The following is a 12,794-nucleotide window of genomic DNA, read 5'->3' as shown; positions in this document are numbered from 1 at the left end:
TCCGCAAGGCGCGACAGTGCCGCGCATGACCCAAGCGTTCCTTTCCCATCTCAATTCCGAACTTGATGGCCTCAAATCGGCCGGACTCTACAAGTCGGAGCGCATCATCACCTCGCCGCAATCGGCCGAAATCGCGGTCGGCGGCAGGAAGTTGCTGAATTTCTGCGCCAACAACTATCTCGGATTGGCCGACAATCAGGAACTGCGCGAGGCGGCCAAGAAAGCTCTCGACCGCTATGGCTATGGCATGGCGTCGGTGCGCTTCATCTGCGGCACGCAGGAAGAGCACAAGCAACTCGAAGCGAAGATTTCCGCCTTCCTCGGCATGGAAGACGCGATCCTCTATTCCTCCTGTTTTGATGCCAATGCGGGCCTGTTCGAAACGCTGCTGTCGGAGGAAGACGCCGTCATCTCAGATGCGCTCAACCATGCCTCGATCATCGACGGCGTGCGCCTGTCGAAGGCCAAAAGACTGCGCTATGCAAATAACGACATGGTGGATCTGGAAGCGCGGCTGAAGGAGGCGCAGGGCTGCCGCTTCCGGCTGATCGCCACCGATGGCGTGTTCTCGATGGACGGCATCATCGCTAACCTGAAGGGTATCTGCGATCTCGCCGAAAAATACGATGCGATGGTGATGGTCGATGACAGTCATGCGGTCGGCTTTGTCGGCAAACATGGGCGCGGCACGCCCGAATATTGCGGCGTGGAAGGTCGCGTCGACATCATCACCGGCACGCTCGGCAAGGCGCTGGGCGGCGCTTCTGGCGGCTATACCGGCGGCAAGAAGCAGATGGTGGACTGGCTGCGCCAGCGCTCACGGCCCTATCTGTTTTCCAACACGCTGATGCCGGCCATCGCTGCTGCCTCGCTGAAAGTGTTCGAACTGATCGACGCTGGCGACGCCTTGCGGAGCCGCCTCTACGCCAATGCCGACCGCTTCCGCTCCGGCATGGGCAAGCTCGGCTTCACGCTTGCCGGTGCCGATCACCCGATCATCCCGGTCATGCTCGGCGACGCCGCACTGGCGCAGGAGATGGCGGCGAGACTGCTCGACCATGGCATCTACGTAATCGGCTTTTCATTCCCGGTGGTGCCGAGGGGCCAGGCGCGAATCCGCACGCAGATGTCGGCGGCGCATTCGCCCGATGACATAGATAGGGCGGTGGATGCGTTCGGCGTCGTAGGAAAAGAGTTGGGCGTGATTTCCTGAGTTCTCCTTTGATTGTTTGCAGGAGGCTGTAGGGGTAAAATCAAAACGGCGGGATTTTTCGTTTCCACGAGCTATGGAGATGTAAAATGCGCGAAATTCCTGTCGTCCTGATCGCCCTTTTCCTGACAAGCACCGGTGGGGCGTATTCCTTCGCCCAGACGGCGCAAAGCGGCGTGGAAGCCGCCAACAAGGAGGTCATGGACAGCTTCAAGAACAAGGATGCGGCCGGTGTTGCAGCCCACTACACCGAGAATGGCGCGATGTTGCCACCCAACCAGGAGCGGATTGAAGGCCGCGAAAACATCCAGAAACTGTGGCAGAACTGGCTTGATGGTGGGGTAACCGACCTGACGCTCAAAGCCATCGAAGTCGAGGAAAGCGGCGATATGGCGGTCGAAGAGGGAGCCTATTCGATCAAGGCGCCGGGCGCCGATGGCAAGACCATGGAAGAGATCGGAAAATATATCGTGGTGTGGAAGAAGGCGGCGGACGGCAAGTGGCAGCTCCACCGCGATATCTGGAATGCCAACCAAGCTGCGGCACCACAATAGGAAAGACGATTTCTGCCGGCAGCCCATCGCCGATCACTCGCGCTGATGCTTGACTGGAAGCGGATCGCGAGGGACACAAGCTTGTGGCCTGAGTGATAGGAACAAGATCATGTCCGACATGATGCGCGCGCTGGTGAAGGCCAAGGCCGAGCCGGGAATCTGGATGGACGAGGTGCCGGTGCCGGAAATCGGCCCCAATGATGTGCTGATCAAGATCAGGAAAACCGCGATCTGCGGCACCGATGTCCATATCTACAATTGGGACCAGTGGGCGCAAAAGACCGTGCCGGTGCCGATGGTCACGGGCCATGAATTCGTCGGCGAGGTGGCGGATTTTGGCGCGGCCGTGACCGAATACAAGGTCGGGCAGCGGGTTTCCGGCGAGGGCCATATCGTCTGCGGCCATTGCCGCAACTGCCGGGCGGGCAGGGGGCATCTGTGCCGCAACACGCTTGGCGTTGGCGTCAACCGGCCCGGCGCCTTCGCCGAATATCTGGCGATCCCCCAGCACAATGTCGTGCCGATCCCCGACGATGTAACCGACGAGATCGCCGCCATTTTTGACCCGCTCGGCAATGCGGTGCACACCGCACTGTCCTTCGACCTCGTCGGCGAGGATGTGCTGGTTACCGGCGCCGGCCCGATCGGCATCATGGGCGCGCTGGTCGCGCAATGCGTCGGCGCGCGCAAGGTGGTCATCACCGACATCAACCCCGTACGGCTGGAGCTGGCGCGCAAGCTCGGCGTCCAGCATGTGGTCGATGCCTCGAAGGAAAAGCTTCGCGATGTCATGCGCCAGGAAGGCATGACCGAAGGCTTCGATGTCGGGCTGGAAATGTCGGGAGCTGCCCCTGCATTCCGCGACATGATCGACACGATGAACAATGGCGGCAAGATCGCCATCCTCGGCATCGCGCCGACCGGCTTCGAGATCGATTGGAACAAGGTGATCTTCAAGATGCTGACCTTGAAGGGCATCTATGGGCGCGAGATGTTCGAGACCTGGTACAAGATGATCGCGCTGGTGCAGGGGCCGCTCGACGTGTCGGGCCTCATCACCCATCGCATCGGCATCGACGATTACCGCGACGGCTTCGAAGCCATGAAAAGCGGCAATTCCGGCAAAGTGGTGATGGACTGGTGAGCCGTTCCGGGCGCTGACGCCGCACCCGAGCCGAGTAATCCGGCTTCCAGCGCGGTCAGCCCCTCCATCAGAGCGGTAGCCTGCGCGCGCTTCAGCCGCCGCAGAAGCTCTTTCTCGAACGCCTTGGCGAGCGGCACCATCTCCCGATAGGCGGTAACGCCCGCCTTGGTCAGCGCCAGATGTTCTATGCGCCGGTCGGATGCATCCGGCGTGCGCATCAGCCATTTGCGTTGTTCAAGCGCAACGACGGCACGCGAGACCTTGGTCTTGTGCATGGCCGAATGTGCGCCGATGGCCGTTGCCGTCATGGTTCCGAACTGCCCGAGCGTGGCGAAGACCCGCCATTCCGGACGGGTCAGGCCATGGCGATCGCGATAGGTGCCGGCAAATTCGCGGCTGACCGCATCCGCCAGCCGGTTGAGCCGGTAGGGAAGAAAACTCTCAAGCGCCAGAATATCGTCGGCCACTATCGCACTCATAGTTGATGGTTACATTTTCGATGGTTACGTTTGAAACAAATTTACGTCAACCAGGGAGCATGGCCATGGCCTATGCCTATATGCCCGGCTTCGGCAATGATTTTGAAACGGAAAGCCTGCCCGGTGCGCTGCCGCAGGGGCGAAATTCGCCGCAAAGGCCGGCTTACGGGCTCTATGCCGAGCAATTGTCCGGCTCGCCCTTCACTGCCCCGCGCGGCACCAATGAGCGCTCCTGGCTTTATCGCATCCGACCGAGCGTCAAGCATACCGGGCGCTTCAGATCGGCTGCCTATCCGCTGTGGAAGACCGCGCCGAATGTCGGCGATCATGAACTCGCGCTCGGCCAGTATCGCTGGAACCCCGCGCCGATGCCCGATCAGCCAACGGATTTCCTCGCCGGCATCCGCACCATGACCACGGCGGGTGATGCGCTCGGCCAGAGCGGCATGGCGGCCCATGTCTATGTCGCCAACCGCTCTATGACGGACGACCACTTCTTCAATGCCGATGGCGAACTTCTGGTGGTGCCGCAGGTCGGCCGGCTGAGCTTCGTCACCGAAATGGGCGTGATCGAACTGAGGCCCGGCGAGATCGCCGTGCTGCCGCGAGGCCTGGTGTTCAAGGTCGAATTGGTCGATCCGGAAGTGCGCGGCTATATCTGCGAAAACTACGGCGCAAAATTCACCATGCCCGATCGCGGGCCGATCGGCGCCAATTGCCTGGCCAACCCACGTGACTTCAAGACGCCGGCGGCATGGTTCGAGGAGAAGGAGACGCCGTGCCGGCTGATCGTGAAATGGTGCGGGCAGTTCCATGTCACGGAGCTTGATCACTCGCCGCTGGACGTGGTCGCCTGGCACGGCAACTATGCCCCCTACAAATATGATCTTGCGACCTATTCGCCGGTCGGCGCGATCCTGTTCGACCATCCCGATCCGTCGATCTTCACCGTGCTGACGGCGCCGAGCGGCGAGGAAGGCACGGCCAATGTCGATTTCGTCATCTTTCCGCCGCGCTGGCTGGTGGCGGAAAATACCTTCCGGCCACCCTGGTATCACCGCAACATCATGAGCGAGTTCATGGGGCTGATCCACGGCCAGTATGACGCCAAGGAGGAGGGCTTCGTGCCCGGTGGTGCCAGCCTGCACAATATGATGCTGGCGCATGGGCCGGATGCCTCCGGCTTCGATAAGGCGTCCAGGGCGGAGCTCAAGCCGGTGAAGCTTGAAAACACCATGGCCTTCATGTTTGAGACGCGCTTTCCGCAGATGCTGACGCGCTACAGCGCCGAAGCCGAAACGCGGCAGGACAATTACATTGACTGCTGGAAGGACCTCAAAAAGCGCTTCAATGGCACGCCGGAAGGCGATTGGTCGTGACGATGTCTTGACCTGCGCGAGCAATGGGCTTGTTGTGAGTGCAGGCGGCCGATGTGGTCGCATTACGGGAGGACTGCATGAAACTGGCGACACTGAAGAACGGTTCGCGCGACGGAAAGCTGGTGGTGGTGTCGCGCGACCTGACGCGCTGCACCGATGCGTCTTTCCTGGCCCCCACCTTGCAGGCCGCCCTGGATGACTGGCAGCGCATAGCCCCGCATCTGGAAGCGCTTGCCGAATCGCTGGAGACAGGCGCGGTTCCTTCTGAGCGCTTTCACGAAAATGACGCGCATTCGCCGCTGCCGCGCGCCTATCAGTGGGCGGATGGCTCGGCCTATGTCAATCACGTCGAACTGGTGCGCAAGGCGCGTGGCGCCACCATGCCCGAAAGCTTCTGGACGGATCCGCTGATCTATCAGGGCGGCTCCGACAGTTTCCTTGCCCCCCGCGACCCGATACCGCTTGTCGACGAAGCCCACGGCGCCGACATGGAAGGCGAGGTCGCGGTGATTGTCGGCGATGTGCCGCTCGGCGCGAGCGTGGAGCAGGCGCGTGATGCGATCCGGCTCCTCATGCTCGTCAATGATGTTTCGCTGCGCGGGCTCATTCCGGGCGAGCTTGCCAAGGGCTTCGGCTTCTTCCAGGGCAAGCCCTCTTCGGCCTTCTCGCCGGTCGCCGTCACGCCGGACGAACTGGGCGAGGCCTGGGACGGCGGCAAGGTTCACCTGCCGCTCAGCGTCGACTTGAACGGCAAGCCGTTCGGCCGCGCCAATGCCGGCATCGACATGACCTTCGATTTCCCGCAGCTCATTGCCCATGCCGCAAAAACAAGACCGCTGGCGGCGGGAACGATCATCGGCTCCGGCACGGTTTCCAACAAACTCGATGGCGGTCCCGGCAAGCCGGTCGGCGAGGGCGGTGCGGGCTATTCCTGCATCGCCGAAATCCGCATGATCGAGACGATTGCCGATGGCGCGCCGAAGACGCCGTTCATGCGCTTTGGTGATACGGTGCGCATCGAGATGAAAGATACGGCCGGCCATTCGATCTTCGGCGCCATCGAACAGACGGTGCAACGACACGAGGCTTAGAGCGCCGTGCATCTTTTTGGACGCACAAAGGACGCTCTAACACTTGATTGAGCATCGGAATAATCCGAAAACCGAGTACACTTTTCGGTCCGATGCTCTAACCAGCGGGGAAAAATGGACCTGCTGACCCATAACCGCCGCATGGCGCGCAACAATCGCTGGTCCAACGACCGGCTCTACCATGCCGTGCTGGCGCTGCGGCCGGGTGAGTTCGAGGCGGAACGCGTCAGCTTCTTTCCTTCGATCAAGGAAACGCTCAACCACATTCTGGCGGTTGACCATCTCTATCTGGATTTTCTCGAAGAAGGGCCGCTCGGCGCTGCGGCGTTCGATGATTTTGGTGCATTCGACAATGCGGCCGCACTCTCCCAGGCGCAGGCCGATTTCGATTGGCGATTGATCCGCTTCTGCGACGGTTTCATCGAAACCGATCTCGATCGTTACGTGCCCACCGACCGGCGCGAGGACGGCATCATTCCGGAACGTATCGGCGATCTTCTGGCGCATCTTTTCCTGCACCAGATTCATCATCGCGGGCAGGTGCATGCGATGCTGTCCGGCACCTCGGTCAAGCCGCCGCAACTGGACGAATTCCTGCTCGACTACGATCTGCCGCTGCGCCGGGATGAGCTGGAGCGGCTCGGCCTGTAGTCGAGCCGCACGCGGATCATCTGGGGCGGAACCTACTCCGCAGCCTGGACCTTGATCACGCCGCGGCGGATCTGGTCTTCCTCGATGGATTCGAACAAAGCCCGGAAATTGCCCTCGCCGAAGCCTTCGTCGCCCTTGCGCTGGATGAACTCGAAGAAGATCGGCCCGATGACGGTCTTGGAGAAGATCTGCAGCAGGATTTTCGTCATGCCGCCATCGACCACACCTTCGCCGTCGATCAATATGCCGTGCTTCTTCATCCGCTCGATCGGTTCGTCATGGCCGTGCACGCGGGTCTGCGATTTCTCGTAATAGGTGTCGGGCGGGCCCGGCATGAATTTCAGCCCGTTGTCGGCGAGCTTGTCGGTACCGTCGTAGATGGCCTCGGTGCCGACCGCGATGTGCTGGATGCCTTCGCCCCGATACTTCTTCAGATATTCGGCGATCTGGCTGGTCTCGTCCTTGGATTCATTCAGCGGGATGCGGATCTTGCCGCAAGGCGAGGTGATGGCGCGGCTGACCAGGCCGGTGATGCGGCCGTCAATGTCGAAATAGTGGATCTGCTTGAAGCCGAACAATTCACGGTAGAAGGCCCACCACTTGTCCATATTGCCGCGATAGACATTGTGGGTGAGGTGATCGAGATAGTAGAAACCGACACCTTCGGGCTTGGGGTCGCGTTCGCCGAGCCATTCGAATTCCGCGTCATAGGCCGAGCCCTTGGCGCCGTATTTTTCGACGAAATAAAGCAGCGAGCCGCCGATGCCAACAATGGCCGGCACGTCGAGCGTCTTGTCGTCGCCGTCATAGGGGACAGCGCCCTTGGCCACGGCATGGTCATAAGCATGCTTGGCATCCACCACCCGCCACGCCATGGAGGGCGCGCAGGGGCCATGCTTTTCCACGAACTTCATGCCGTAGGAACCGGGCTCGGCGTTGAGCACGTAATTGATGTCGCCTTGGCGCCAGACGGTGATGTTCTTTGTCCGGTGCCTGGCAACCGGCACATAGCCCATGCGGGCAAACAGGTCCGACAGCTTTTCCGGCTCGGGATGGGCGAATTCCACGAATTCGAATCCATCGGTGCCGGCAGGGTTGGCCTTGCTGATCGTGGCGGGCGGGGCATCATGTGGGAAAGGGCCCATGAAATCCTCCTCTCGGTTTAAAAAACCGGAATTTTCACATGACTGAATTATACCTCCCGCAGCGTGCATTTTGCTTGCATTCGAGTGCTGGGAACGACGAAAATGCGCACAGCCCATGCATGGAGATAGGGAAAGTCATGAATTACGAGCGCTTGGATCAGTTCGATCGCAAGATACTGTCATTTCTGCAAAACGACGGGCGCCTGACCAATGGCGATCTTTCCGAGCGCGTGAACCTGTCGCCGTCGCAATGCTCGCGGCGACGCCAGAGGTTGGAGGAGGAGGGCTATATTCGCGGCTATCGCGCCGTGCTCGATCGCGACCGGCTGGGTTTTTCGCTCGTCAACGTCATTTCGGTGACCCTTGCCACCCACAATCGCGACAATGCCCAGCGCTTCGCCGATCTTCTTGCGCGCCTGCCCGAAGTTCAGGAGGCGCACGCGCTGACCGGCGAAATGGACTACATATTGAAGGTGGTGACGCCCGACCTGCGCTCGCTTGCCGATTTCGTCAACGGCGTGCTGCTGCCGCATGAATCCGTACAGCATGTGAAGACGGCGATCGTCCTGCAGACGCTGAAGGAAACGTCGTCGCTGCCGCTGTGACCTTCCGGGCCGTTGGCAGGTGGCTACGCCTGCTGCACGGCAATGAACAGATTGGTCGAGCGCGCGCCGGAGCGGCAATAGGCGAACACCGGACCTTCCAGTTCCTCCAATGCCGCCGCCATGGCGGCAACGTCGTCCGGCGTTGCCGGCTGCCCGCTGATCACCGGAACATAGCGAAAGCCGAGGCCGGCTGCTTCCGCCGCCTTGCGGATTTCGGCCGCCGATGGTTGCCCGGGCTGCTCATTGTCCGGGCGGTTGCAGATGATGCTCTTGAACCCGGCAGCCTTGATGGTGGAGATCTGGTCGGCGCTGATCTGCCCCGACACGGAAAATTCATCGGAAATCGGACGGTATTCCATGGTGGTCCTCATGGGTTCGTTCGCGCTTGCGGCCGAAATTGTCCGGCCGTTGTCGGGGAGCCTTTGCCATGCCGTGGCATCGACCGCAACGCGGCCAACGACTGTGACATGAAAAGGCCGGCGGATCAGTCGTCACTCAATTTGCCGGTCCGAGCTGCCTTCTTCAGCATTTCGGAAGGGCGGAAGACGTCCTTGCTGGTACGTCGATGCCAGTATTCCAGCCGCTCGAGAATCTTGCCGAAACCTTCCAGCCCAGCCCAGAACATAGGGCCGCCCTTGCCGACCGGAAAGCCATAGCCGTTCACCCAGACGATATCGATATCCGAGGCGCGGGCGGCAATACCTTCCTCGAGGATTTTCGTGCCTTCATTGATCATCGGGTAAAGCGTGCGTTCGGTGATCTCATCGGCGGAAATGCTACGGCGTGTGATTCCGGCCGACTTGGCTTTCTCTTCGATCAGCGCTGCGACTTCCGGGTCCGGCACGGGCGTGCGCGAGCCGCTTTCATAAAGATAGATGCCGCGCCCGGTCTTCTGCCCGAAACGGCCCTGCTCGCAGAGCGCATCGGCAATGACCGCCGTCTTGCCCTGTGCCTTGCGGTTGCGCCAGCCGATATCGAGCCCGGCGAGGTCCCACATCTGGAACGGCCCCATCGGCCAGCCGAAATCGGTGAACACCTTGTCGATCTGCTGCGGCGAGGCGCCTTCCAGAAGCAGGTTTTCCGTTTCCTGGCCGCGCGCCCCCAACATGCGATTGCCGACGAAGCCGTGACAGACGCCGACCACGACCGGCACCTTGCCGATCTTGCGGGCGAAAGCCAAAGCGGTTGCCAGCGCTTCCGGCGAAGTGCGCGTGCCGCGCACGATCTCCAGAAGCTTCATGACATTGGCGGGCGAGAAGAAATGCAGCCCGAGAAAATTTTCCGGGCGGCTGGTGGAGCCGGCTATCTCGTTCACGTCGAGATAGGACGTATTGGTGGCAAGGATGGTGCCTGGCTTCACGATCTTGTCGAGCTTGCCGAAGACCTCTTTCTTCACCGCCATGTCCTCGAACACAGCCTCGATCACCAGATCGCAATCGGCGAGATCGGCATAGTCGGTGGTGGGCTTGAAAGCCGCCATGCGTTTGGCCTTGGCGTCTTCGCTCAGAGAGCCGCGAGACACCGAGATCGAATAGTTCTTCTCGATCGTGGCAAGGCCGCGATCCAGCGCCTCGCGGTTCATTTCCAAAAGGGTCACCGGAATACCGCCATTGACGAAGGCCATGGCAATGCCGCCGCCCATGGTGCCGGCGCCGATGATGCCGACGCGGGCGACCGTGCGAGGCTGAACCTCCTTGCCGATACCGGGCACTTTCGCCGCTTCGCGCTCGGCGAAGAACAGATGCCGCTGGGCGCGCGACTGGTCGCCGGCAACCAGCTTCGCAAACAGTTCGCGCTCCTTGGCCAGCGCTTCATCGAAGGGCAGGGTGATGGCGTTACGCACCGATTGCGCACAGGCAAGCGGCGCTTCCAGCCCGCGCGCCTTCTTGGCAAGCTCTGCCGCTTGGTTGTCGAAGGCAGCGAGATCGGTGCCGGTCAGCCGGTCCGTGCGGTCCCGCACGGCGATCGGTTTATGGCCCTCCGCCACTTTCTTACGGGCAAAGCCGACTGCATTGGCGACGAGGTCGGCATCGAACACGGCATCGGCGAGGCCAGATGATAGCGCTTCGCCCGCAGAGACAGGCACGCCGGAGACGATGAGTTTCAGCGCCTTCTCCGCGCCGACAAGGCGAGGCAGGCGTATCGTGCCGCCGCCACCCGGAAGCAGTCCGAGCTTCACTTCGGGCAGGCCAAGCCGGGCCTTCGCATCGGCGACGCGAAAATGGCAGCCGAGTGCCAGTTCCAGTCCGCCGCCCAGCGCGGTGCCATGAATGGCCGCGACCGTCGGCTTGTCCACAGTTTCAAGCGTCGCGATGATGTCGCGCAATTCAGGCTGCTGCATCGGCTTGCCGAACTCGGTTATGTCAGCCCCGGCAACGAAGGTGCGGCCGGCACAGGTAATCACGATGGCGGCCACCGCTGCGTCGTCGCGCAGTGTGGCGATTGCCTGCTGAAGCGGCTGGCGGACGTGAAAGCTCAGCGCGTTCACCGGCGGGTTGTCGATCGTTACTATGGCGATCTCGCCTTCGCGGGTGACGGTGACGGCTTCAGTCATGCAAACCTCCTCAATGCGGTATGGTCGGCTGCCATGAACTCAGCCCCGCTTTCCTCTGCCTTGTTGGGTAGGGGAAAGCGGGAGGCTCGGTCAACTGCCTTGGGAGGCTTTCTGCGAAATCTTCTCAGGAGCCGAGGATCGCGCCCTTGATGGTGGCGATATTGCTGCGCATCAGCTCGATATAGGTCGCGGCCGGGCCGCCTTCCGGCGAAAGCGCATCGGAATAGAGCGTGCCGCCGACCTTCAGCCCGGTTTCGGTGGCAATCTGCTCGATCAGTCTTGCATTGGTGATGCTTTCCACAAAAATGGCCGAAGCCTTGTCTTCCCGGACCTGCTTGATCAGCGCGGCGACATCGGCAGCCGATGCTTCGGCTTCCGTCGAAATGCCTTCAGGCGCCAAGAATGTCAGGCCATAGGCGTTTTCGAAATAGCCGAAGGCGTCGTGTGAGGTGATGATCACCCGCTTATCCGCCGGAATGGAGGCTACCGCTGCCTTGATCTCCTCCTCGGTGGCGGCCAGTTTTTCGCTATAGGCGCTCGCATTGGCGCGATAGGTGTCGCAGCCGGCGGCGTCGGCAGCGCAGAAGGCGTCTTCTATGTTCTTCACATAGATTTTCGCATTGGCGACCGACTGGAATGCATGTGGGTCAATGTCGCCGTGGTGATGATGCTCATGCGCATCTGCATGGTCATGGCCTTCCTCGCGGTCATGCCCTTCGTCAGCATGTTCATGCTCTTGTTTCATGGTGATAGGTTCGATGCCCTTGGTCAGTTCGACAACGGCGGCCTTGGTCGCACTGGCATCGACCAGCCGCTGCAGGAAGCCTTCGAAATTGAGGCCATTGACCAGCACCACATCGGCTGAGGCCATCGCCACGGCATCGGCAGGCTTTGGCTCATAGACATGAGCATCGCCATCCGGTCCCACCAGCGTGGTCAGTTCGATGCGGTCGCCCCCGACATTCTTCGCGAAATCGCCGATGATGGAAAAACTGGCGACTACCTTGAGCGGCTCGGCCACGGCATGGGAGATCGCAAGAGGGCTTAATATTATAACATTCAAAATGGCGGCAAGACGAAGGGCTTTGAGCATTGGCGTCTCCTTGGATGGTTAGGCAGTCCGGTGCCGGTGATGGCGCACGCGGGTGTTGAAGATGCCGCGCGTACCGAAAATGGTGGAAAGCAGATAGATTGCGCCGGCCGACAGGATGATGGCCGGGCCCGAGGGCAGGGCGGCGTGATAGGACATCAGCAGGCCGGCAACGCAGGATGCGATGCCAATCACGACAGCAATTGCACACATCGGCCCGACCCGTGCGGTCCAGAATCGGGCGGCCGCTGCCGGCAGGATCATCAGCCCGACCGATAGCAGCGTGCCAAGGGCCTGGAAGCCGCCAACCAGATTGAGCACGACGAGGCCCAGGAAGATGAAATGCACCGGAGGGCCGAGCCGGCTAACCGACCGCAGGAACAGCGGATCGAGGCATTCGGCGACGACGGCGCGCCAGAAGATCGCCAGCACGACAAGCGTGATGGCTGAAATCAACGCAATCAGCGTCAGGGCGTCATTGCTGAGGGCGAGCACAGTGCCGAAAAGCACATGCATCAGGTCGACGCTGGAACCGCGCAACGATACGATCAGCACGCCGAGTGCCAGCGAAATGAGATAGAACGCCGCCATTGAGGCGTCTTCCCTCTGGACGGTGAAGCGTGAAATTGCACCCGCGCCGATTGCGACGATGGCGCCGGCGACCAGCCCGCCGATGGTCATCGGCACGATCTGCAGTCCGAACAAGAGGAACCCCGCTGCAGCGCCCGGCAGGATCGCATGCGCCATCGCGTCGCCCGTCAGGCTCATGCGCCGCAGCATCAGGAAGACCCCGACCGGGCAAGCGCCGAGCGACAAAAGCAGCGAACCTGCCAGAGCGCGCTGCATGAAGCCGAACTCGACAAAGGGGGCGATCAGGAAATCATACATCTCG

Annotated in this window: 13 protein-coding genes; 7 read left to right on the top strand and 6 right to left on the bottom strand. The window is 61.2% G+C overall.

Annotated features, from left to right (window positions below):
• Positions 1 to 25 precede the first annotated feature (25 nt).
• The 3 genes from EET67_RS21100 to tdh all read left to right on the top strand — a co-directional run bounded on the left by EET67_RS21100 (position 26) and on the right by tdh (position 2,908).
• Positions 26 to 1,213: a glycine C-acetyltransferase gene (locus tag EET67_RS21100; protein ID WP_128628196.1), complete on the top strand. Its 1,188-nt coding sequence runs from the start codon at positions 26 to 28 to the stop codon at positions 1,211 to 1,213.
• An 86-nt stretch (positions 1,214 to 1,299) separates the two neighbouring features.
• Positions 1,300 to 1,764 carry a YybH family protein gene (locus EET67_RS21095; protein ID WP_128628195.1) on the top strand — a complete coding sequence of 155 codons (465 nt, stop codon included), beginning with the start codon at positions 1,300 to 1,302 and terminating at the stop codon, positions 1,762 to 1,764.
• Positions 1,765 to 1,873: 109 nt separating this feature from the next.
• Complete coding sequence (tdh, locus tag EET67_RS21090; RefSeq protein WP_128628194.1) at positions 1,874 to 2,908, top strand: L-threonine 3-dehydrogenase; 1,035 nt, start codon at positions 1,874 to 1,876, stop codon at positions 2,906 to 2,908.
• Here tdh and EET67_RS21085 read toward each other — a convergent pair.
• Entirely contained in the window at positions 2,845 to 3,375 is a 531-nt protein-coding gene (locus EET67_RS21085; protein ID WP_425359538.1) for a MarR family winged helix-turn-helix transcriptional regulator, read from the bottom strand. The genes tdh and EET67_RS21085 overlap by 64 nt on opposite strands.
• Before the next feature lie 77 nt (positions 3,376 to 3,452).
• Here EET67_RS21085 and hmgA point away from each other — a divergent pair, with 77 nt between their 5' ends.
• The 3 genes from hmgA to EET67_RS21070 all read left to right on the top strand — a co-directional run bounded on the left by hmgA (position 3,453) and on the right by EET67_RS21070 (position 6,508).
• Positions 3,453 to 4,766: a homogentisate 1,2-dioxygenase gene (gene hmgA, locus EET67_RS21080; protein ID WP_128628192.1), complete on the top strand. Its 1,314-nt coding sequence runs from the start codon at positions 3,453 to 3,455 to the stop codon at positions 4,764 to 4,766.
• Positions 4,767 to 4,843: 77 nt separating this feature from the next.
• Positions 4,844 to 5,857 carry a fumarylacetoacetate hydrolase family protein gene (locus tag EET67_RS21075; protein WP_128628191.1) on the top strand — a complete coding sequence of 338 codons (1,014 nt, stop codon included), beginning with the start codon at positions 4,844 to 4,846 and terminating at the stop codon, positions 5,855 to 5,857.
• Between the two features lie 114 nt (positions 5,858 to 5,971).
• A complete protein-coding gene (locus EET67_RS21070; protein ID WP_128628190.1) occupies positions 5,972 to 6,508 on the top strand; it encodes a DinB family protein in 537 nt (178 codons plus the stop codon).
• Positions 6,509 to 6,540: 32 nt separating this feature from the next.
• Here EET67_RS21070 and hppD read toward each other — a convergent pair whose 3' ends face one another.
• Positions 6,541 to 7,653: a 4-hydroxyphenylpyruvate dioxygenase gene (hppD, locus tag EET67_RS21065; RefSeq protein WP_128628189.1), complete on the bottom strand. Its 1,113-nt coding sequence runs from the start codon at positions 7,651 to 7,653 to the stop codon at positions 6,541 to 6,543.
• 137 nt (positions 7,654 to 7,790) lie between these two features.
• Here hppD and EET67_RS21060 point away from each other — a divergent pair, with 137 nt between their 5' ends.
• The gene (locus EET67_RS21060; RefSeq protein WP_128628188.1) at positions 7,791 to 8,258 is read left to right on the top strand and encodes an Lrp/AsnC family transcriptional regulator; all 468 of its coding nucleotides are present in this window, start codon (positions 7,791 to 7,793) and stop codon (positions 8,256 to 8,258) included.
• 23 nt (positions 8,259 to 8,281) lie between these two features.
• Here the strand turns inward: EET67_RS21060 and EET67_RS21055 are convergent, their stop codons facing one another.
• The 4 genes from EET67_RS21055 to aztB all read right to left on the bottom strand — a co-directional run bounded on the left by EET67_RS21055 (position 8,282) and on the right by aztB (position 12,790).
• The gene (locus tag EET67_RS21055) at positions 8,282 to 8,617 is read right to left on the bottom strand and encodes a protein tyrosine phosphatase family protein (RefSeq protein WP_128628187.1); all 336 of its coding nucleotides are present in this window, start codon (positions 8,615 to 8,617) and stop codon (positions 8,282 to 8,284) included.
• Between the two features lie 125 nt (positions 8,618 to 8,742).
• Positions 8,743 to 10,812: a 3-hydroxyacyl-CoA dehydrogenase NAD-binding domain-containing protein gene (locus EET67_RS21050; RefSeq protein ID WP_128628186.1), complete on the bottom strand. Its 2,070-nt coding sequence runs from the start codon at positions 10,810 to 10,812 to the stop codon at positions 8,743 to 8,745.
• Between the two features lie 124 nt (positions 10,813 to 10,936).
• On the bottom strand, positions 10,937 to 11,905 hold the full coding sequence (aztC, locus tag EET67_RS21045) for a zinc ABC transporter substrate-binding protein AztC (RefSeq protein WP_128628185.1): 969 nt from the start codon (positions 11,903 to 11,905) through the stop codon (positions 10,937 to 10,939).
• A gap of 18 nt (positions 11,906 to 11,923) precedes the next feature.
• On the bottom strand, positions 11,924 to 12,790 hold the full coding sequence (gene aztB, locus EET67_RS21040) for a zinc ABC transporter permease AztB (RefSeq protein ID WP_128628184.1): 867 nt from the start codon (positions 12,788 to 12,790) through the stop codon (positions 11,924 to 11,926).
• Between the last annotated feature and the right edge of the window lie 4 nt (positions 12,791 to 12,794).

Origin of the sequence: Borborobacter arsenicus (assembly GCF_003934165.1) — a bacterium.
In the GTDB taxonomy this organism is placed as follows: Bacteria; Pseudomonadota; Alphaproteobacteria; order Rhizobiales; family Rhizobiaceae; genus Pseudaminobacter; species Pseudaminobacter arsenicus.
This window is presented reverse-complemented; position numbering and strand designations above follow the sequence as displayed.